This is a genomic window from Nocardia lijiangensis NBRC 108240 (genome assembly GCF_001613045.1).
GTDB lineage: Bacteria > Actinomycetota > Actinomycetes > Mycobacteriales > Mycobacteriaceae > Nocardia > Nocardia lijiangensis.
Map to the genome: position 1 here is coordinate 1 of NZ_BDBP01000017.1, position 20,688 is coordinate 20,688.

Consider the following 20,688-nt stretch of genomic DNA (forward strand, 5'->3'; position numbering starts at 1 on the left):
CCGGACGGCCGCGAGCTCGTGCGCGACCTGACCTGGCGGCTCGCGCCGGGGGAGCGGGTCGGCCTGGTCGGCGTCAACGGCTCGGGCAAGACCACCCTGCTGCGCGCGCTGGCCGGTGACGTCGCGCCCGCCGCGGGCAAGCGCATCCAGGGCCAGACGGTGCAGATCGGCTGGCTGCGGCAGGAACTCGACGATCTGCCGACCGATCTGCGCGTGCTCGAAGCGGTGCAGCAGGTCGCGCAGCGAATCATGCTGGGCGACAAGGAGATCTCGGCCGGTCAGCTGGCCGAGCGGCTCGGTTTCACCCCGGCCCGCCAGCGCACGCCGGTCGGCGATCTCTCCGGCGGCGAGCGGCGCAGGCTGCAGCTCACCCGCATCCTGATGGCCGAGCCCAACGTGTTGCTGCTCGACGAGCCGACCAACGACCTGGACATCGACACCCTGCAGCAGCTGGAGGATCTGCTCGACAACTGGGCGGGCACCCTGGTGGTCATCAGCCACGACCGCTACCTGATCGAGCGCATCTGCGACTCCACCTGGGCGCTGTTCGGCGACGGGAAACTCACCAACCTGCCCGGTGGCATCGAGGAGTACCTGAAGAAGCGGGCCGCACTGAGCGCCCCTGCGCCCGCTCGCGCGACTGCGGACAAGCCCGCCGCGGCGGCCACCGATTCCGCGGCCTACCGGGCGGCCCGCAAGGAACTCACCCGCTTGGAACGCGCCATCGACAAGCTCACCGAACGCGAGGAGCGCCTGCACACCGCCCTCGCCGACGCGGTGACCGAACCGGACAAGCTCGTCACCCTCGGCGCCGAACTCAAACAGGTCCTCGCCGAAAAGGAAACCGCCGAGGAACGCTGGCTCGAACTCGCCGAAGGCGTCTGACCCCACCCCATCGACGCGGTCCCACACACCGTCCGCACGCTTCACACAAGCCACGCCTGTGTGAAGTGCGTGCGAGGTGTGTGGCAGCCAACCGCTAGCTGGACTCGGCGCGGCCTTCGGTGACCACCGGGAGGCAGGTTTGGACGAAGTCGGCGCCGAACGTGGTGAGCACGATGCTGCGGTAGTGCACCTTGGTGCCGAATCCGGAGCGCTTCAACAACTCTCGCACCGGAGACTGCGCCTCCAGCAGCTGGTAGCGGTTCGGGTTGTCGACCGGTTCCTTGGCGAACTCGATCAGCCCGAGCCTGCGGAGGTTGGTGAGGTACTGGGGGACACGGTTCGGGAAGCGCAGCCCGGCCTGTTCGCCGATCAGCGTGAGCCCGGACAGGTAGCGCTCGGCGCCGAGCGCCCGCGGCCGTCCGACGCGGATGTCGATCGAGGGCTGCGGGCCGTCCACGTGCAGGAAGCGCAGGATGCGCGCCTCGTCGGGTGTCAGCTCCGCGAGCATTCCGGCGAAGGCCGGGTGAATCTCGGACGTCTCGGCGTGTGTGCTCGCCGAGAGGCGCAGCAGTGCGGCGCCCTGCTCGCGCAGGGTCGGCACCGCCGGGTCGGTGCGTTCGGGTGTCGCGGCGGGCAGACCGAGCGCCCGGCGCAGTGCGTCGCGGACCTCGGCTTCGGCCTCGGCGAGCACCTCACGCGGCGGCACGCCCGCGATGCTGCCCTTCACCACGGTCCCGGTGACGCCGAGCGCGGTATCCACGGTCCAGGCGGTGACCTCGGAGGCGGCCGTGAAGGCGACCTTGGCCACCCCGCCCGCGGCGCGCATGGTCTGGCGCGGGGTCGGCACGCGCCGTTTGGCGGGCGGTGCCGCGGGTTCGATATCCGACAGCGGCCACCGGGCGAGTTCCGTCGACGGCGCGACGGACTCGGAATGCTCGGCGGCCTGGATATCGTCGCCGACCGCGTCGGCGTCCGATCCCGCGTTGTTCCCGCCCGAGCCCGTCATACCCATGTCGTCGCCACTCCCGTTCCGAAGATCAGAATATGAGCGTATCCGGCCAAGAGGCCCAGCGCGCCGCCATGGACGAAAAGCAACCATTCATCCTGTTTGATGGCCGAACGCAGCATTTCCACGAAGTCGGGAGGCCGCAGAGCCGACATCTGTTTGGCGATGTAATCGTTGATCTGCTTGCCCTGCTGGAGGTTGAAGTCCGGGTCGGCGAAGGCGATCGGCGCGATGGACATCGCCTCGGTGGTCAGCGTCGCCTGCAGCGAGTCGTATTCGCGGCTGCCGAGCATGAATTTCACCGCGGGCCGCGCCGGGCCGAGCGCTCGGTCGGCGGCCGGGCGCAGGGTGTCCTCCAGCATCTGCATGGTGCGATCCGAGCGCGGACCGTTGAGCAGTTCGTCGCCGATATTGGCGACCGTCATCACCTGGCTCGACACCAATTCGGCGTAGCCGTCGGTGATCTCGGACTGCCGCTTGATCAGCAGGCCCTGCCGCCACGGGCACCACCACTTGGGGTAGGCCGGGGCGAAGATCATGTTGATGCCGATCCAGTTGACCACCCACCCGATGATCACACCGCCGATCGGCAGCACCACCCACGTCGACCAGCCGGTGACGTGCAGGATGAGCACGAGCAGCGCACCCATCGGCGCGCCGAAGTAGAAACCGAAGTTCTGCATGAACCGCAGCTCTTTGGCGCCGAGCACCTGGAACAGCGTGTTGAGCAGCTGCGGCCGTGCCTGGAAGTAGCGGATCACCATCTGCTTGACGTCGATCAGCTGATCGATGTTGGCGCCGAGTTCCTCGGTCAGCTCGCGCAGGATCTCGGGCAGCTGCTGGCGCACCCGCGCGTGCACCATCTCGCGCACCTGACTGGGAAGGTTGTACCAGAGCTGCGGATGCTCGCGGCGCAGGATCTCCTCGACGATATCGGTGATCTGCGCGTCGGCGATGCTGGCCAGATGCTCGGCGAGTTTGTCGGGTTCCAGCTCGCGGTAGAAGTCCGAGACGCTACCGAGTTTGGCGAGCCCTTTGTCGACGGCGATGCTGGCCATTTTGTCGGCGCGCGAAGGCACGATGCCCTGCCAGCCCATTCGGCCGTCATAACTCAGCAGCGGCAGAACTTGGATTCGCTTGGGCAGGAAAGGATAGAGCGCCCGCAGGCCGGGCACCCGGACGCCGTGAAAGGCGATGGGCTGGAACAGCATGAGCACGCCGGTCCAGTTGGTGATGTAGCCGATCACTCCTGTGAAAAGCGGGATGGTCACAAGCTCGAGGAGGATCGTGGGGTGAACTCCGAAAACACTCTCTAACAACGACACCCTCCTGCCGAAAAACCGGTGATCGCCGCCTCACCGGCACTCAAAGTAGCACCCCGTCGGCAGCTGGACCTTATTGCGAGTTGCGGCGCTGCGTCCACCGCTCGAGGGCTGAACGACACGGTAGTGTCTGAGACATCAGTCACAGTAGCGGCCTCGAATGCGGCATTGTCTCGGTCGGGGCGAGAGAATGGCGTCCGCCACATCCGTTTCGGGAATGAAACATGCTGGGGTGCTGGCGATCGGGTTCGACGGGTGCGGTCGGCCGGGACGCGCGAACAATCGGGGTTCGCTACGCCTGGAAGACGGTCGGGCAATAATCTGTGGGCGGATTCGTTCACTTGGCGACACTTCGGAGTACACGTGGCAGACGACAGGACCGGACAGGACGTAGCCCGGGCCGGTTCCCGTTCGGTAGAGCGCAGCTCGGATGTCGAACAGCGGCAGATCAGCAACGAGGCGAGGCTGATCCGCGGGGTGTTCCGCGCCGCCGGGCTGGCCGCGGGTTCGGCCGTGCGCGGCGGGCAGTGGGCGGTGAACACCTCGTACGAGGTGACCAAGGAGATCGCCCAAGCCGCGCTGGACGGCGAGTCCTCGGCGGAGATCGCCGAACGGACCGGCAATGCGCTGCGCTCGATCGCGCGCAGCGCGCTGGGCGTGACCGAGGGTTCGGTGCGCGAAATCGTCAGCTACGTACCAACTCCCACCGGTGCGACGCAGCAGGCCGTCGCGATGGGCTCGTACCTGCGCTCGGCCACCACCGAGGAGTTGCGGCGCCGTGGTGACGCGCTGCTTGCGCGTTCGGCCGACGTCTACTTCACCGAGGACGTGCACCCGGCCTACGACCGGATCCTCGACGAGCTGGCTCCCGACGAGGCCCGCATGCTGCGCTTCATGGCGCTGAACGGGCCGCAGCCCGCGGTCGACGTGCGAACCAACCGTCCGCTCGGCATCGGGTCCGAGCTCGTTCAGGGCGATCTGACCTCGGTGCCGGAGCAGGCGGGTGTGCGCTACCCGGACCGGGCAAGGTCGTACCTGATCAACCTCAACCGGCTCGGCCTCACGCTGACCTCCGACGATCCGGTGGTGCTCAGCCGCTACATGGTGCTCGAGGTGCAGCCGGTGGTGGAGGCCGCGCTGAAGAAGGCGGGTCGCGCGCCGAAGATCGTGCGCAAGAGTCTGCGGCTGACCGAATTCGGCGAGGATTTCTGCCGCACCTGCTTTACCATCGGTAATTGATCTTTCCGGGCGGCAGGCCCGTGCGTTGATAGCAATCTGATACAGATCTCCCAAACCGTGAAGCTCGGCGGCTTCGGATGGGATTGTTGAGGTATGGATCAGGGAAGCGGCGAGCAGGGGCGCGGCGACTCGACCGTTGACGCGGCCGAGGAAACCGCCGAGCGCGCGGAGGACACCGCCGAGCAGGCGGAGGAAACCGCCGAACGCGCGGGCTCCGATACGCGCAACGGAGCCCGACCGGAGGACGCCGACCTCCGGGATCCCCGGCGGGTCGTCCAGCCGCCCGCCGACCAGCGCGGCTTGGACGACGTCACGGCCATCAGCCGCCTGAAATTCCGGTACCTGCGCACGCTGGACACCAAGTCCTGGGAAGAATTCGCCGACACCATGATTCCCGAGGCCACCGCGACCTACAGCGAATACCTGCAGTTCGAATCGCGCGACGCCTTCCTCGCCTTCATGCGCAACACGCTCGGTCCGCACGTCATCACCGAGCATCGCTGCGATCATCCCGAGATCGACGTGCAAGGCGATACGGCAACGGGGACTTGGTATCTTGCCGATACCGTGCTCATCCCCGCGCACAATATGCTGCTGCGCGGCGCGGCCTTCTACACCGACCGCTACGCGCGCTGCGAGGACGGCCAGTGGCGGATCGCGCACACCGGATACGAGCGTACCTACGAGGTGGTGCTCTCACTCAGCGACCTGCCGAGCCTGCGCTTGACCTCCAGCCGCTGGGGGCTGATCGCCAGGGAGGACGGCATCGCGCCGGTGGAGCGGGAGCCAGGCGCCGCGCCGATGCGCGAGGAGCCCGAGGCCGAATGACGGCGGAGTCCGTGCGGACGAGCGAACCGGAGTTCGAACGCATGGTCGCCCCGCTGCGCGCGGAACTGCACGTGCACTGCTATCGGATGCTCGGGTCGGTGCACGATGCCGACGACGCGGTGCAGGAATCGCTGGTGCGAGCCTGGCGCAACTTCGACAAGCTGACCGATCGCGCCGGACTGCGGCCCTGGCTCTACCGGATCGCGACCAATCGCTGCCTGACCCTGCTCGAGACCCGCCGCCGCCGCGAGCTGCCGGTGGACCTGAGTCCCGGCGCGCCGCTGACCGATATCGCCTGGCTGGAGCCCTATCCCGACGCCGACGTGCGGGGCAGGGCGCCGGACGCCAGGTACGAGGCGCGCGAGGCGGTGGAGCTGGCGTTCGTCGCCGCGCTGCAATACCTGCCCGGCTTGCAGCGCGCCGCGCTGGTACTGCGCGACGTCCTCGGTTTCTCCGCCCGCGAGACCGCCGAACTGCTGGAGATCAGCGTGGCCGCGGCCAACAGCGCGTTGCAGCGCGGGCGGGCCGGGGTCGAGGCGCGGCTGCCCGGCCGATCCCAGCGGCGCGCGCCCGCGGACGACGACGAGATCCGCGAGCTGGCGCGGCAGTACGCGGACGCGTGGGAGGCGGGCGATGTCTCGGCGATCGTCGCACTGCTCAGCGCGGACGCGAAATACTCGATGCCGCCGCTGCCCGAGTGGTACGAAGGGCTACCCGCCATCCGCGAGTTCCTGCTCGGCGGTCCGCTGCGCTATCGGTGGCGCTTCCTGCTCAGCTCGGCCAACGGCAGGCCCGCCTTCGGCACCTACCTCTGGGAGGAGGAGCGCGAAGTCTTCGCGGCGATGGCGCTGGACGTGATCGAGGTGCGCGATGGGCGCATTGCGGAGGTCGTCTCTTTCCTGGATCCCGGGCTGTTCCCGGCCTTCGGTCTGCCCACCGAGCTGTCCTCCTGAAAGACGCCTGCCTGAAAGACGCCCGGCTGAAAGGTGCCGACGAAAAGATCCGCCGCACCGATGAGTTCGGCGTGCGGCGCGGGTTATACGGCCGACGGGACGGACCCGCACGCCGCCGGACCCGGCGGCCGCACCGAAGGGAATGCCACCATGAGCGACGAAGCGCAGATCCGCGAGCTGATCGAACGATGGGCCGCCGCCGTGCGCGCAGGCGATCTCGACGCGGTACTCGCCGACCACGCCGACGACATCGTGATGTACGACGTGCCGCCACCCAACGAGGGCGTCCGCGGCATCGACGCCTACCGGGAGACCTGGCCGCCGTTCTTCGCCTGGCTGGCCGAGGGCGCGGTGTTCGAGATCGTTTCGCTCGATGTCACCGCGGGCGAGGACGTGGCGTTCGCGCTCGCGCTGCTGCGCTGCGGGAAGCCCGAGGAATTCCGGGCCGACCCGGACAACCGATTGCGGCTGACCATAGGGCTACGGAAGATCGACGGCCGCTGGGCGGTCGTTCACGAACACCACTCGTTCCCGCTGCCGATCGCCGATCCCGCCGCAGAGACGAAACTATCTGCGCTGCAATAGGATTGGTGCGACGGCCACGGTGGGCACGCGGATCGTCCAACGCAGCGCGGCAAACACCTGACCGACGATCCACGACCACTTCTCCGCGCCGGTGGGCGCGGAAACCGGGGCCGGGCGGTTCGATCTGCGGCCGTGACGCCGCCGGTCGTCGCCGTCAGTTGTCGGCGGCGGCGACCAGCGGGTCGAGCGTCAGCTTCGGGTGTTCCTTCTCGATGTACTGCAACCGCCACTTGTCGCTGAACAGTGCGAGCAGCGCGCCATCGCTGCGGGTGAACACCTCGACGCCGCGCTGGCGGCCGAGTTCCTCCGCCGAGGCGGCGTCGGTGCGCCTGGCCAGCGAGTAACCGAGATGCTCCATGGTGGTCTCGACGTTGAACTCCGCCAGCATGCGCGCGGTGACCACTTCGAACTGCATCGGGCCGACCGCGGCGAGCACGGGGGCGGCGTCGCCACGGACGTCGTTGCGCAGCACCTGCACCACGCCCTCGGAATCGAGCTGGTCGATGGCCTTGCGGAACTGCTTGTACTTGCCGGCGGTCCGTGCGCGCAGCAGCGCGAAGTGCTCCGGCGCGAAGGACGGGATCGGCGGGAACTCCACCTTCTTGTCCACGAACAGCGTGTGGCCCGGCGCCAGCGCGGTCGCGTTCACCAGGCCGACCACGTCACCCGGGTAGGCGGTGTCGACGGTGGCGCGCTCGCGGCCGAACACGGTCAGCGCGTACTTGGTGGCGAACGGCCGTCCGGTCTGCGCGTGCGTCACCACCATGCCGCGCTCGAACTCACCGGACACGATCCGCATGAAGGCCAGCCGGTCCCGGTGCGCGGTGTCCATACCGGCCTGCACCTTGAACACCACCGCGCTGAACGGATCGGTGGTGTTGCGCGGCGTGCCGTCGACGGCCTTGCGCGAGCCGGGCGCGGGGGCCAGCGCCACCAGCGTCTCCAGCAGCTGGCGCACGCCGAAGTTCAGCATCGCGGAGGCGTAGATGACCGGAGAGGTCTGCCCGGCGAGGAAAAGTTCCTGGTCGTGGTCCTGCCCGGTGGCCGAGAGCAGTTCGCTCTCCTCGGCGGCGGTGGTCCACACCTCGCCCTCGCGCACTTCGGCGGACTCGGGGGTGACCGATTCCTCCGGCGCGATCGTCGCGCCGCCCGCGGTGCGGGTGAAGTGGATGTACTCGACCGCGGCGCCGTCCGCGCCGCGGCGGAGCAGGCCGCGGAAATCGCCCGCGATGCCGACCGGAAGGAACAGCGGCGTCGGGGTGAGGCCGATCCGCTCCTCGATCTCGTCGAGCAGCTCCAGCGGCGCGCGGCCGGGCCGGTCCCACTTGTTGATCACGGTGATCACGGGGATGCCGCGGTGTCGGCAGACCTGGAACAACTTCAGCGTCTGCGGCTCCAGACCCTTGGCGGCGTCGATGAGCATCACGGCCGCGTCCACCGCGGTGAGCACCCGATAGGTGTCCTCGGAGAAATCGGAGTGGCCCGGCGTGTCGACCAGGTTGATGACGTTGTCGACCTCGGAGCCCTCGGCGCGGTAGTTGAACTGCAGCGCGGTGGAGCTGACCGAGATGCCGCGGGCCTTCTCCATCTCCATCCAGTCGGAGACCGTCGACTTGCGGCCCGCCTTGCCGTGGATCGCGCCCGCCTCGGAGATCATCCTGGCGTGCAGCGCCAGCGCCTCGGTGAGCGTCGACTTGCCCGCGTCCGGATGGGAGATCACTGCGAAGGTGCGGCGCCGGGCGACCTCGGCGGGCAGTCCGCGCGGGGTGGGCGCGACGACGTCCTCAGGGGCGGTCAACGTGAGCAACCTTTCACAGGCGGGCGAACGAACAACCGGTCCAGATTACGCGACCGAGGTTGCGCGCCGCCGAACCGCGTCTGACCACCCGATTCATAAGCCGCGTGTGGGCTGGGGTATGGTGTTCGGGTTGTCTCGGCGAGGGTGTCCGCAGACGTTTTTGCGACACCGTGATCGACGCGGCGCGGCTTCCGGCCGTCCTCGTTCGGTCTTCGCCCCGACGAGTAGACCAGAACCCCAGTCCAGGGCGCCACCCTCCCTGGCGGGCACCTTTGACAGCCCGGAAGAGCCGTAGGAGTAGATCCAGTCATGTCCGACGTCAACCTTCTCGAAGCCGCCGTACGCACCGAGTTCGGCAAGGGAGCCGCGCGTCGCACCCGTCGCGCGGGCAATGTTCCCGCCGTGCTGTACGGCCACTCGGCCGACCCGCAGCACCTCGCCCTCAACGCCCAGGCCTTCGCCGCCATCCTGCGCGAGCACGGCACCAACGCGGTGCTGAACCTCGTCATCGACGGCAAGCAGCAGCTGGCGCTGACCAAATCCGTTGTGGTGCACCCGATTCGCCGCTATATCGAGCACGCCGACCTGCTCATCGTGAAGCGTGGCGAGAAGGTCACCGCCGATGTCACCATCACCATCACCGGTGACGCCGCCTCGAGCACCCTGGTCACCCAGGAAGCCACCACCATCTCCATCGAGGCCGAGGCGCTGAACCTCCCCGAGACCATCGAGGTCTCCGTCGAGGGCGTCGAGGCGGGCACCCAGATCACCGCGGGCGAGCTGCAGCTGCCGTCCGGCGTCACCCTGGCCGCCGACGCCGAGACCCTGGTCGTCAACGTCATCGCCGCGCCCGCCGCCGAGCCGACGGCCGCCGAGGCCGCCGAGGCCGAGGCCGAGAGCGCCGAGTAAGGACGCTCCGGAACCGGTTCGTCGATGACCGAATCCTCGACCGGGCCCGCGCTCGTCGTCGGACTTGGCAACCCAGGTCCGGAATACGAGCGCACCCGGCACAATGTCGGTTTCCTGGTCGCCGACGTGCTCGCCGAGCGCGTCGGCGGCCGTTTCGCCGTGCACAAGAAGTCCGGCGCCGACCTGCTGCAAGCCCGCCTCGACGGGCGCCAGGTCCTGATCGCCAAGCCGCGGTCCTACATGAATCTCTCCGGCAGGCCGGTGGCCGCGCTCGCCAGGTTCTTCTCGGTGCCGCTCACCGAGGTGATCGTCGTGCACGACGAACTCGACCTGCCCTTCGGCGCGGTCAAGCTCAAGCGCGGCGGCGGGGAAGGCGGGCACAACGGGCTCCGTTCCATCTCCAGTGCCCTGACCACCAAGGACTACGTGCGCACCCGGATCGGCATCGGGCGTCCGCCCGGCCGGCAGGATCCGGCCGATTTCGTGCTCAAGCCGTTCTCGACGCCGGAGCGCAAGGAAGTTCCGGTGATCGTCGAGCAGGCCGCCGACGCGGTGGAGTTGCTGCTGCGCGTCGGTCTGGAAACCGCGCAGAACCAATTGCATTGAGCGATCGGTGCATCCGAGCGATCGAGTGCACCGAGCGCGGGCGGAGATCGGAGCTCAGGCCGGGAATCGGTAGCGGGTCTGGCTGAACGGCTCGCCCTTCCCGAACGCCAGGACCTTGTCCGGGGCGACTCCGAAGCTGCTGAAGCGCTGATCGAGTTCGGCGGTGGGCTCGGGCACGATATCTCCTCGGGTCGTCCGGTGCGCGGGCGTGGCTGATCGCCGCACGCTCACCTGTTAGGACGACGCGACCCCGCGGGATTCATCGGTGCCCGTCAGTGCAGGTGGACGGCGGTGGCGGAGCGGCGCAGCTTGCCCGACGAGGTCTTCGGCAGCGCGCCGGGGCCGAGGACGGCCACCGTGCGGGGGCGGACGCCGACCTCGGAGAAGACCGCGTGCACGATTTCGCGCTCGATGCGCTTGACCTCGTCGTGGTCCTGATAATCGTTCGATTCCACCACCACGGCAAAGCTTTCGCGCTTCTGTCCCGCGTCCAGCCGGACCGCGACCGCGTTGCCGGGCCGCACGCCGGGCACCCGCATGGCGGCCCGCTCGATGTCGGTCGGGAAGATGTTGCGCCCGCCCATGATGATGACGTCCTTGATGCGGCCGCAGACCACCACCAGGCCTTCGTCGGTGAAGTAGCCGATGTCGCCGGTGTCGAGCCAGCCGTCCTCGTCCTGGGCAGGGCGGAAACCGTCGACCGTCACGTACCCGGAAGTCACTGCGGGCCCGCGCAATTCGATGACGCCGACCGAGCGGGTCGGCAGCGGTTGCCGTTCGGCGTCGACGACACGGCCCTCCAGCTGGTCGACCAGGTAGCCCAGTGTCGGCAAGCGGCGCACGCTGGCATGGCTGCCGTGCGGATCCGGCACCGGCACCGCCTTGCCCAGCGCCTCGAGCAGATCGGCGTCGATGATGTCGAGCACTTGGCCGTGCCCTGCGTCGGGGACGGACACGGCCAGCGTCGTCTCGGCCATGCCGTACACCGGGGTGAGCGCCATCGGGTTGAGCCCGAAGCGTTTTCCGGCCTCGGCCAAGGCGTCCATGGTGTCGGGGTCCACCGGTTCGGCGCCGTTCCACATATAGCGGACGCTGCTCAGGTCGAGCGAACCGTCTTCGGCCTGCCGCAGCCTGCGGGCCAGCAGGGAATATGCGAAATTCGGTGCGGCCGTGACGGTTCCGCGATACTTGCTGATGAGCTCGGCCCACAGCAGCGGTCGCGTCAAGAAGTCCAGTGGCGTCACGCACACCACTTCGGCGCCGAATTGCATAGGGACGCTGAGGAATCCGACCATGCCCATGTCGTGGAAGAGCGGCAGCCAGCTGATCATCACGTCGGTGTCGAGCTGGTATTTCACCCGATCGAACATCGCGTAGGCGTTGACGTAGAAGTTGCCGTGCGTGATCTGCACCGCCTTCGGCGATCCGGTGGATCCGGAGGTCAATTGCTGCAGGGCGACATCGGATTCGGTGGTCGGCACGGGCTCGGTGTCGGGGCCCTGTGCCAACTGGTCGATCCGCACGACGGTGATGCCCCGCTCACGCAGCAGCGGTTCGGCCGCCTCGAACGGCGCGCCGAGGACCACCGCGCGTGCCTCGATCATGCCGAGCACCGTCTCGGTGTCGCGTGCCCACACCATCAGGTCGGTGCGCGGGGTGGGCTGGTGCAGCATCGTGATGGAGGCGCCGCGCATCCAGATCGCCTGACAGGCGGGCGCGATGTCGACCGGCATGCCCGCGAGCACGCCGACCGCGTCGCCGTGGCCGATGCCCGCTGCCGCGAGTCCGCCGGCCATCCGGCGCGCCGTCCGGTGGATCTCACGCCAGGGCTGCCGCAGCGGCGCGTCGGGTTCGCCGGTCACCAGCCCGTGGCTGGACGACAGCGCCGTCGCGTACATCTCGTCGGTGAACCTGCTCACTGTCGGACTCCTCGTCACACGATCGACCGAGCATCCGGCCTCTTCCCACTATCCCGCGGGAATGCCGCCGCGTTAACCCCCTGCTGCGATGCGGTTCGTGCGGATTTCCCTGATCACGCGCGCCCGTGCGGGCGATGGCCGCGCCCCGGTGCGCTCGCGCCGCGTGCGGCGAAGGTGGCGGCGTAGGAGTCCACGTACGGCCGGCCGGATCGGTGCGCCAGCTCGCGCATCAGCGCGTCGGTTTCGGTCCGCGCATCCGTGCGCGCCCCGGCGGGCGGGTAGTAGCGCGGCGCGCCGAAGTGGATGCGCACCTTGGCGCATCGCCACCTGCGGCTGCCACGGGGGTTGACTCGATCGGTGCCGGACAACACCACGGGCACCACCGGCGCACCGGTCGCGATGGCCACCCGCAGCGCCCCGGTCCGGCCGCGGTAGACGCGTCCGTCCGGCGAACGGGTGCCCTCCGGGTGGATGGCCCAGACGCCGCCCGTCTCCAGAATCCGAGTGGCGGCCGCGAGCGCGTCCGCCGCTGCGGCGCCACCGGTCCTATCGACCGGCACCTGGCCTGCGGCCGTGCAGAACCAGCGCGTGCATCGGCCCTTCCAGCCGGTGCCGGTGAAGTACTCCTGTTTGGCCAGGAAGGTGACTCGGCGGGGCAGCACCAGCGCCAGGTACAGCGAGTCGATCACCGCCAGATGGTTGGCGGCGACGATCACCGGTCCACTGCGCGGCACGTGCTCGAGGCCGACCACCTCCGGTCGGCCCAGAATCCGCAGCAGCGGACCGAGCAGGACGTGCTTGAACAGGTGGTACCACACGGCGACCTCTCCATCGGCGAATGCGTAGACAATGTCTACTCGATGGTCGTAGACATTGTCTACCCCCTAGGCGCGGGCGGCGCGGCCGGAGCGCACAATGTCCGGGTGGCCGGAAACGAACCGTTGAGCGAACGACTGATCGCGGTCGGCGTCGAACTGCTGGAGCGGGAAGGCCCGGACCGGCTCGGGTTGCGCGCCATCACCCGCGCCGCTGGCGTCTCGCACGGCGCGCCCCGACGGCATTTCCCGACCCACAAGGCGCTGCTCGCGGCCATCGCGACCAGGGGCTTCGCCGATCTCGCCGCGCGCTTCGCCGCCGCCGACGACGAGTCCGCTCCGGCGCGAGACCGGTTGCGCCGCATGGCCGTCGACTACGTCGGCTTCGCGGCCACCCGCCCGCAGATGTTCACCCTGATGTTCCGGCACGACCTCCTCGAGGGTTCCGGCGCGAACCTGCGCGCCACCACCCTCCCACTCTTCGACCGCTTCGCCGCCCTCGTTCGCCAGGCCTGCCCCACGGCCCCCGACCGCGCCCTCGTCCTCTGGACCGCCCTCCACGGCCTGGCCACCCTCCGCGCGAACCGCAGTTTGAGCCTCGTCGCCCCCACGACCGACGACTCGACACTCGTCGATGAAATCCTCGAATTGCACCTCGGCTGAACAATTTTCGCCATGCTCGGCGAGTCGCCTCGTGGAGCGCCGACGGCGATCGGTTCCGTCGGTGCACGCCGGTACTGTGCCGCGCATGCCATTGCGGCAACGATGACTTCATCTTCGAGCAGTTGTCCCTATGGCTACCGCGAGCGGCGGTGGTCGAGAATGCCGACGACCTGTTCGTTGATCAGCGCCGTGCCGGGAACGGGATGCGGGCCAGGTCTTCGGCTATGACCAGGTCGCCGGTGAAGTACTTCTCCGCTTCGGCGCGGTGGGCGTCCAAGGTGCGGTAGCGCTGGGAGAAGTGGGTGAGGACGAGGGTGTGTGCGCCCGCCTCGGTGGCGACGCGTGCCGCTTGGCCCGCGGTGAGGTGGCCGTATTCCTCGGCGAGGTGGGCGTCGGCGTCGAGGAAGGTCGCCTCGATGACCAGAACGTCTACGCCGGAAGCCAATTCGTACACGCCCTGGCACAGCCGGGTGTCCATGACGAAGGCGAAACTCTGCCCCGGTCTCGGCTCGCTGACCTCGGCCAGAGTGACTGTGCCGCCGTCGATTTCGAGAACGCCATCGTGTTGCAGGCGGCCGATGTCGGGGCCGTGCACGCCGCGGGCGCGCAGCAGGTCCGGCAGCATCCGGTGTCCGGCGGGCTCGGTCAGCCGGTAGCCGAACGCCTCGACCGGATGCGACAACGGCACCGCCTCGATCCCGAAGGGCGCGTCCGGCGCGGGCAACGCACCGGGCCCCGCGATCGGCCGCGCCCGCAGCTCGACGGTCCGGTAGAACGCCGTGGCATGGCACAACCGCTCGAAGTACACCTCGCCGGATGCGGGGTAGTACACGTCCACCGGGTGCGCGACCCGATCCAGGTTGATCCGCTGCACGATGCCGGGCAGCCCGAGGCAGTGATCGCCGTGGAAGTGCGTGATCGCGATCCGCGTGATGTCGCCCGCCGCCAGCCCGGCGAAGGCCATCTGGCGCTGGGTGCCCTCGCCGGGATCGAACAGCACACCCTCCCCGCCCCAGCGCAGCAGATAGCCATTGTGGTTGCGCTGCTTGGTCGGCACCTGGCTGGCGGTGCCGAGGACGACGAGCTCGCGCTGCGACATCAGAGTGCGGCGACGGCGGCCACGAAGCGGTCCAGTTCCTCGAAGGAGACGAAGCAGTGGGGCGACGCTCGGACCACCGAGTCCAACCCCCGCGCCGTCATGTCCAGCAGCGTGGAACTGGCGAAACTGACCGTCACCGTGATGTTCTGGGCGGCGAGCCGGTCGCGCACCTCGGTGGGGGCATACCCGTCCACCGTGAACGAGACGATGCCGCTGTGCCGAACGCCGTTGTCGCGCACGGTGACTCCGTCGATCTCGGGCAACGCCTTGCGCAGGTACTCGGCCCGCGCGCCGATCGCGGCGTAGACGTCCTCCGGCCCGAGGTCGAGCAGGTATCGAACGGCCGCGCCGAGCCCCAGCCTGGCGGCGACGTCGCATTCCCAGAACTCGAAGCGGCTGGCGTCCGGTGCGAGCCGGTACTCGTCGGGCCCCGTCCACTCCGCGCTGTGCAGGTCGAGCCGCTGCGGCTCCATCGAGGCGGCCAATTCCGGTCGCACATAGAGGAATCCGGTGCCGCGCGGCCCGCGCAGCCACTTGCGTCCGGTGACCGAGAGCGCGTCGACGCCGAGCTCGGCCACATCGATCGGGATCTGCCCCGCCGACTGGCAGGCGTCGAGTAGCACGAGCGCGCCCACCGAGTGCGCGATTCTGGTCGCCTCGGCGGCCGGATTCACCAGTCCGCCGTTGGTCGGCGCGTGCAGCACCGACACCAGCTTGACGCGCTCGTCGACCAGCTCGGCCATGGCGTCCAGGTCGAGCTGCCCGCTGCCGTCGTTGGGGATCTGCTCGACGGTCGCGCCGACCGCGCGGGCCCGCTGAATGGCCGCGATGGCGTTGCTGGCGTAGTCCGAGCCGGAGATGAGCACGCGGTCGCCGGGCCCGAGCGGGACGGAGTAGAAGAAATCGGCCCAGGAGCGGGTCGCACTGTCGCTGAGGGCGATGGCGGCGGGATCGGCGTTGATCAGCGCGCCGATCGCGGTCTTCACCGCGGCCAGGTCGTCGAGGCGTTCGTTGGCGGCGCGGTAGCCGCCGATCTCGGCCTCCCGGTGCAGGTGGTCGACGACGGTGTCCAGGACGATCCGGGGCGGGAGCGAGGAGCCCGCACTGTCGAGGAAAACCAACCCGGAATCGGATCGGCAGCCCGGCGTGTCTTCGCGTACCCGTGTCTCGTCCAGCATGCCGACGACCTTATCGGTACCGGAGTCCCGGTGCAGGCGCTCTGCGAGCGCCCAGGTAGGACCATCTGTTCGGCTGCTGGACGGATTTTTGTCGGTATCCCTGGCTACCCTGGTTGGAACGGAACCACGATGAGAGCGCGTTCGGATGAATGTTCGAGCGCGGACCACAGCGACACGAACCACGATCATGGCGCTCGGACGGACGTCCGGCCCGCGCACGAATCTCGCGCACGAACTCAGGTGGAGGTTGGTATGGCGGCCACGCTCGAACATCCCGAATCGGCCAGGCAAGCCATCGAGCCCGGCGATATGTCCTCGCGTGCGGCCGCCGAGGCCTACATCGGCGGCGTCTGCTTCAAGCTGGGACCACCGACGCTGATCGGCGCCGAGCTCGAATGGCTCACCGTGCAGGGTGAGTGTTCGGCGTCCGGGCCCGCCGCGGGCCCCCGACCGCAGCTGTCTGCCTTCGCAGCCGCACTCGGACCGTACGCTCCGCGGTCCATCGCCCCCGATTCTCCGGCGCTTCCGCTGCCGGGGGGCAGCCGGGTCACTCTCGAACCCGGCGGTCAGATCGAACTCTCCAGCGCACCGTATGCCGCCGCCGCCGAACTGTGCGAGCGCCTTGTCGGCGATGCCCGCTACTTGCGCGAGCTGCTCGAAACCCGGTGCATCCGAATCCTTTCCCTCGCCGCCGACGCGGACCGCCGCCCGAAGCGGGTGTTGCCGCTACCCCGCTATCGCGCCATGGAGCAGACCTTCGGCGGCATCGGCCCCTTCGGCAAGCTGATGATGTGCAATACCGCGGCTGCCCAGGTCAGCGTCGATGCCGGCTTAGACCGCGCCGAGGTCACCGCCAGGTGGACCGCGCTGTATGCCATGGGCCCGGCCCTGGTCGCCGCCTTCGCCTGTTCCCCCGCACTCCGCGGCGCACCCGACGGCACATGGGCCTCCCAGCGGATGCGCGCCTGGCTACGCCTCGACAACGCCAGGACCCGGCCGCCGGTGCAGGAGTGGTCCGACCCGGTGGCCGCCTACGGCCGCTGGGCGCTGGACGTGCCGCTGCTGTGCGTGCGCAGGCTCGACACGTCGGCGGACTGCGACGATCGCGAATGGACGGCCCCGCCGGGCGCGACCTTCGCCGACTGGCTGTCCGGCGCGCTGGACGACGAGGTCGGCCGTCGCCCCGACACCGCCGATCTCGACTACCACCTGACCACGCTGTTCCCGCCGGTCCGTGCCTCGGGGCACCTGGAGGTCCGCTATCTGGACGCGCAGCCGGGTGACACCTGGACGGTCCCGATCCACGCGATCGATGCGCTGTTGTCCGCGCCCGCCGTCGTCGCCGAGGCGACCGCGCTGGCCGCGCCCGTCGCGGGACGGTGGCTGCAGTCCGCACGCTACGGCTTGGCCGACACCGAGATCCGAAAGGCGGCCGTCGAGCTGCTCGCCCTCGCCGCAGCGCACGGCACCACCCCGTCGGCGGCCCGCGAACTCGACGACGCCTCGCATCGATGTCGTCGCGGCCGCACTCCGACCGACATCCGGGTGGAGGCCGCCTCGTGAACCCAGTAGCAGCGCGTAACAGACACGCGCACAGCACCATTCGACGAGGCCGCGGCGTGTCCGGTCCGTCCTGCCGCACTATCGCCCGGAGAACGTTCCCGTGACCACTTCTGCCCCCACCGACCATTCCGGCACCGAGCGGCTCCGCGACCGGATCGCCGAGGCACTCACCACCGCCCGCACCAGGACCCTCGGTCTGACCGACGTCGTCGACGAGGCCGAGCTCGTCGCCCAGCACTCCCGGCTGATGAGCCCGCTGGTCTGGGATCTCGCGCACATCGGCAACCAGGAAGAGCTGTGGCTGGTGCGCGACGTGGGCGGGCGCGAACCCGTCCGCGCCGACATCGATCAGCTCTACGACGCCTTCAAACACAAGCGGGCCAATCGCCCCGGACTCCCGCTGCTCAATCCGACCGAGGCCCGCGGCTACGTCGGCACCGTCCGTGACAAGGTGCTCGACGTGCTCGACAGCAGCGCGTTGCGCGGAAACCCTTTGGTCGACGGCGGTTTCGCGTTCGGCATGATCGCCCAGCACGAGCAGCAGCACGACGAGACGATGCTGGCCACCCACCAGCTGCGCACGGGTGCCGCGGTGCTCGCCGCGCCCAGCGCTCCCGCCGCGGCCGTCCCGGTCTCCGGCGAGGTGATCATCCCGGCGGGCGAGTTCACCATGGGCACCTCCACCGACCCGTGGGCGCTGGACAACGAGCGCCCGGCGCACCGAGTGCGCCTGCCCGCCTTCGCGATCGACGCCGCGCCGGTCACCAATGAGCAGTACCTGGCCTTCCTCGAGGACGGCGGCTACGAGCGCCCCGAACTGTGGTCCGAGCGCGGCTGGGCGCACCGCATCGAGGCCGGTCTCGTCGCGCCCCAGTTCTGGGACCGCGATCCGGCCGGGCACTGGTGGCGGCGGGTCTTCGGCGTGATGACCCCGCTGCGGCCGCACCAGCCGGTGCTGCACGTCTGCTGGTTCGAGGCCGAGGCCTACGCCAACTGGGCGGGCAAGCGACTGCCCACCGAGGCGGAGTGGGAGAAGGCCGCGCGGTACGACCCGGACACCGGCGCCACGCGCCGGTTTCCCTGGGGCGACGCCGAACCCGATACCGCCACAGCCAATCTCGGCCAGCGTCATCTCGAACCCGCCGACGTCGGCGCGTACCCGGCGGGCGCCTCGCCCGCGGGCGTGCACCAGCTGATCGGCGACATCTGGGAGTGGACGTCCTCCGGCTTCGAGCCCTACCCCGGCTTCCGCGCGTTCCCGTACCGGGAGTACTCCGAAGTGTTCTTCGGCGGTGACTACCGCGTGCTGCGCGGCGGCTCGTTCGGCACCGACCCGGTGGCCTGCCGCGGCACCTTCCGCAACTGGGATCACCCGATTCGCCGCCAGATCTTCTCCGGCTTCCGGCTCGCCCGCGACCTGGGCCGGGACGAAATCTGATGTGTCGGCACCTGGGCTACGTCGGCCCACCGACCTCGGTAGGTGAATTGCTCACCCGCGGTACGCATTCCCTGCGCACGCAGGCGTGGGCGCCGAAGGACATGCGCGGCGGCGGAACCATCAACGCCGACGGCTTCGGCATCGCGTGGTGGCGCAACGGCACGGGAGGCGCTCCGGAGGCGAGCCGCTACCGCAACCCCGACCCCATCTGGACCGATCCGGCCGTGGAAGAGGTGCTGCCCCAATTGGTGTCGGGCGCGGTGCTCGGCTCGATCAGGTCGGCCACCGTGGGGATGCCCATCGAACGGGCCGCGTGCGCGCCCTTCACCGACGGGCGCTGGGCATTCAGCCACAACGGCGCGGTGCCGCAATGGCGGCGGGTGCTCACCGCGGTCACTTCGGATCTGGACGTGGCCGCGACTCGCGTGGGCGCGACCCGCCTGTTCGAAACCGCGCGGCTGCTCGAGGCCGAAGCGGCCACCGATTCCGCGGCGCTGTGGGTGCTGTTGCGAGACCTGTTGCGCTCCGGCGAATCCGGCGCCTACGCGGCATCCCCGGCCGACGCGCTGCGCCTGCTGGTCACCGCCGTGCTGCGGCACATGCCGACGGCCCGGCTCAACCTGCTGATCGGCGACGGCCAACAGGTGTGGGCGACCACGGTGCACCACGCGCTGTCCGCGCTGGTCACCGATGACGTGGCGATCCTCTCCTCCGAACCGTACGACGACGACCCACGCTGGCAGCCGATCCCCGACCGAAAACTGGTGGTCGCCGGGCCCGGCATGCTCTCGATCGAAGAGCTGACCCCGCCCGGCGACTCCGCCTGACCGCTGGAGAAGCGCGAGAGCCCCGTACCCGGTCCGGCCCGCGCTCCGACCCCATACCGAAAGGCTTACGCAATGACCGCACCGACGCTGGAAATCCACCTCTCCGACGACGATCTCACCGCGGCACTGCGCGCCGACGCCAGGCGCGGACTCACCGCCGACCCGAAGTGGCTGCCGCCCAAATGGTTCTACGACGCCCGCGGCAGTGAACTGTTCGAACGCATCACCGAGCTGCCCGAGTACTACCCGACGCGTACCGAACGCGCGCTGCTGGAACGGGTGGTCGGTGACATCGCGCGCACGGCGCAGGCCGAGGTTCTGGTCGAACTGGGCGCGGGCTCGGCGGCCAAGACCCGCCTGCTGCTCTCCGCGTTGACCACCGAGGGCCCGTTGAAGACCTATGTGCCGCAGGATGTCTCGTCGGCGGCGCTGCGGGCGGCGGCCGAACAGGTCGCCGAGGAGTTCCCCGGGCTGGCCGTACACGGCGTGGTCAGCGATTTCACCGACACCCTGCAGAACCTGCCGCGCGGCGGCCGCCGCATGATCGGCTTCCTCGGGGGCACCATCGGCAATCTGGTGCCCGAAGAGCGCGCCGAATTCCTCGCGGGCATCCACGAGGTGCTCGAGCCAGGCGAGCGGCTGTTGCTCGGCGCCGGGCTGGTCATCGAACCCGAGGTGCTCGTACCCGCCTACGACGACGCCGCCGGGGTCACGGGTGAGTTCAACCGGAACGTCCTGCACGTGCTCAACCAGCGGCTGCGCGCGGACTTCGTGCCGGAGAAGTTCGCGCACGTCGCGCTGTGGGACGCCGAGCGCGAGTGGATCGAGATGCGGCTGGAGGCGACCGAGGACATGACCGTCACCGTCGCCGACCTCGACCTCACGGTCCACTTCGCGCGCGGCGAGCAGATGCGCACGGAAATCTCCGCGAAGTTCCGGGTCGACGGCCTCGATGCCGAACTCTCGGCCGCGGGTTTCCGCACCGAGCGGGTGTGGACCGATCCGGATGATCGGTTCGCGTTGGTTCTCGCCGCGCGGATCTGAACCCGGTTGCG

The 20,688-nt window shown here is 69.4% G+C and carries 20 protein-coding genes; 12 read left to right on the forward strand and 8 right to left on the reverse strand.

Annotation, left to right across the window (positions count from 1 at the left end; genetic code table 11):
- Positions 1 to 885 (forward strand): ATP-binding cassette domain-containing protein (locus NL1_RS06705; RefSeq protein ID WP_156094701.1); only part of this gene is annotated, 885 nt, incomplete at its 5' end.
- A 94-nt stretch (positions 886 to 979) separates the two neighbouring features.
- On the opposite strand, the gene NL1_RS06710 is transcribed toward NL1_RS06705, so the two are convergent.
- Both NL1_RS06710 and NL1_RS06715 read right to left on the reverse strand, forming a co-directional pair.
- Entirely contained in the window at positions 980 to 1,897 is a 918-nt protein-coding gene (locus NL1_RS06710) for an Abi-alpha family protein (RefSeq protein ID WP_067835472.1), read from the reverse strand.
- On the reverse strand, positions 1,888 to 3,162 hold the full coding sequence (locus NL1_RS06715) for a DUF445 domain-containing protein (RefSeq protein WP_245673119.1): 1,275 nt from the start codon (positions 3,160 to 3,162) through the stop codon (positions 1,888 to 1,890). Before NL1_RS06715 ends, NL1_RS06710 begins: the two co-directional genes overlap by 10 nt.
- A gap of 414 nt (positions 3,163 to 3,576) precedes the next feature.
- Here NL1_RS06715 and NL1_RS39300 point away from each other — a divergent pair, with 414 nt between their 5' ends.
- The 4 genes from NL1_RS39300 (at position 3,577) to NL1_RS06735 (ending at position 6,818) form a co-directional block, all read left to right on the forward strand.
- A complete protein-coding gene (locus NL1_RS39300; protein WP_084510354.1) occupies positions 3,577 to 4,452 on the forward strand; it encodes an Abi-alpha family protein in 876 nt (291 codons plus the stop codon).
- Positions 4,453 to 4,752: 300 nt separating this feature from the next.
- On the forward strand, positions 4,753 to 5,280 hold the full coding sequence (locus tag NL1_RS06725; protein ID WP_067835657.1) for a nuclear transport factor 2 family protein: 528 nt from the start codon (positions 4,753 to 4,755) through the stop codon (positions 5,278 to 5,280).
- Positions 5,277 to 6,233 carry a sigma-70 family RNA polymerase sigma factor gene (locus NL1_RS06730; RefSeq protein ID WP_067835474.1) on the forward strand — a complete coding sequence of 319 codons (957 nt, stop codon included), beginning with the start codon at positions 5,277 to 5,279 and terminating at the stop codon, positions 6,231 to 6,233. The genes NL1_RS06725 and NL1_RS06730 overlap by 4 nt, the downstream gene beginning before the upstream one ends.
- Positions 6,234 to 6,383: 150 nt before the next feature.
- Positions 6,384 to 6,818, forward strand: a complete 435-nt coding sequence (locus NL1_RS06735) for a nuclear transport factor 2 family protein (RefSeq protein ID WP_067835659.1) — start codon at positions 6,384 to 6,386, stop codon at positions 6,816 to 6,818.
- 154 nt (positions 6,819 to 6,972) lie between these two features.
- On the opposite strand, the gene NL1_RS06740 is transcribed toward NL1_RS06735, so the two are convergent.
- The gene (locus NL1_RS06740; protein WP_156094702.1) at positions 6,973 to 8,616 is read right to left on the reverse strand and encodes a peptide chain release factor 3; all 1,644 of its coding nucleotides are present in this window, start codon (positions 8,614 to 8,616) and stop codon (positions 6,973 to 6,975) included.
- 309 nt (positions 8,617 to 8,925) lie between these two features.
- On the opposite strand from NL1_RS06740, the gene NL1_RS06745 reads away from it, so the two are divergent.
- Positions 8,926 to 9,525 (forward strand): 50S ribosomal protein L25/general stress protein Ctc, encoded by a 600-nt coding sequence (locus NL1_RS06745; protein ID WP_067835478.1) that lies wholly within the window; start codon positions 8,926 to 8,928, stop codon positions 9,523 to 9,525.
- A gap of 24 nt (positions 9,526 to 9,549) precedes the next feature.
- Positions 9,550 to 10,131 carry an aminoacyl-tRNA hydrolase gene (gene pth / locus NL1_RS06750; protein WP_067835480.1) on the forward strand — a complete coding sequence of 194 codons (582 nt, stop codon included), beginning with the start codon at positions 9,550 to 9,552 and terminating at the stop codon, positions 10,129 to 10,131.
- Positions 10,132 to 10,185: 54 nt separating this feature from the next.
- Here the strand turns inward: pth and NL1_RS39885 are convergent, their stop codons facing one another.
- From NL1_RS39885 to NL1_RS06760, 3 genes are all read right to left on the reverse strand, one after another.
- Positions 10,186 to 10,308, reverse strand: coding sequence for a hypothetical protein (locus NL1_RS39885; protein WP_281180785.1), 123 nt, complete (start codon positions 10,306 to 10,308; stop codon positions 10,186 to 10,188).
- Between the two features lie 95 nt (positions 10,309 to 10,403).
- Positions 10,404 to 12,050: a fatty acyl-AMP ligase gene (locus tag NL1_RS06755; RefSeq protein WP_067835482.1), complete on the reverse strand. Its 1,647-nt coding sequence runs from the start codon at positions 12,048 to 12,050 to the stop codon at positions 10,404 to 10,406.
- Between the two features lie 113 nt (positions 12,051 to 12,163).
- Positions 12,164 to 12,868: a lysophospholipid acyltransferase family protein gene (locus NL1_RS06760; RefSeq protein WP_067835484.1), complete on the reverse strand. Its 705-nt coding sequence runs from the start codon at positions 12,866 to 12,868 to the stop codon at positions 12,164 to 12,166.
- 42 nt (positions 12,869 to 12,910) lie between these two features.
- On the opposite strand from NL1_RS06760, the gene NL1_RS06765 reads away from it, so the two are divergent.
- Complete coding sequence (locus tag NL1_RS06765; RefSeq protein ID WP_084510355.1) at positions 12,911 to 13,528, forward strand: TetR/AcrR family transcriptional regulator; 618 nt, start codon at positions 12,911 to 12,913, stop codon at positions 13,526 to 13,528.
- A 181-nt stretch (positions 13,529 to 13,709) separates the two neighbouring features.
- Here the strand turns inward: NL1_RS06765 and NL1_RS06770 are convergent, their stop codons facing one another.
- Positions 13,710 to 14,627, reverse strand: a complete 918-nt coding sequence (locus NL1_RS06770; RefSeq protein ID WP_067835486.1) for a ribonuclease Z — start codon at positions 14,625 to 14,627, stop codon at positions 13,710 to 13,712.
- Positions 14,627 to 15,805, reverse strand: a complete 1,179-nt coding sequence (locus NL1_RS06775; RefSeq protein WP_067835488.1) for an aminotransferase class V-fold PLP-dependent enzyme — start codon at positions 15,803 to 15,805, stop codon at positions 14,627 to 14,629. Before NL1_RS06775 ends, NL1_RS06770 begins: the two co-directional genes overlap by 1 nt.
- Before the next feature lie 252 nt (positions 15,806 to 16,057).
- Here NL1_RS06775 and egtA point away from each other — a divergent pair, with 252 nt between their 5' ends.
- The 4 genes from egtA to egtD all read left to right on the forward strand — a co-directional run bounded on the left by egtA (position 16,058) and on the right by egtD (position 20,677).
- Complete coding sequence (egtA, locus tag NL1_RS06780) at positions 16,058 to 17,368, forward strand: ergothioneine biosynthesis glutamate--cysteine ligase EgtA (RefSeq protein WP_067835490.1); 1,311 nt, start codon at positions 16,058 to 16,060, stop codon at positions 17,366 to 17,368.
- A gap of 100 nt (positions 17,369 to 17,468) precedes the next feature.
- A complete protein-coding gene (egtB, locus tag NL1_RS06785) occupies positions 17,469 to 18,806 on the forward strand; it encodes an ergothioneine biosynthesis protein EgtB (protein WP_067835492.1) in 1,338 nt (445 codons plus the stop codon).
- Positions 18,806 to 19,633, forward strand: a complete 828-nt coding sequence (egtC, locus tag NL1_RS06790) for an ergothioneine biosynthesis protein EgtC (protein WP_067835494.1) — start codon at positions 18,806 to 18,808, stop codon at positions 19,631 to 19,633. The genes egtB and egtC overlap by 1 nt, the downstream gene beginning before the upstream one ends.
- A gap of 72 nt (positions 19,634 to 19,705) precedes the next feature.
- The gene (gene egtD, locus NL1_RS06795) at positions 19,706 to 20,677 is read left to right on the forward strand and encodes an L-histidine N(alpha)-methyltransferase (protein ID WP_067835496.1); all 972 of its coding nucleotides are present in this window, start codon (positions 19,706 to 19,708) and stop codon (positions 20,675 to 20,677) included.
- Positions 20,678 to 20,688: the final 11 nt, after the last annotated feature.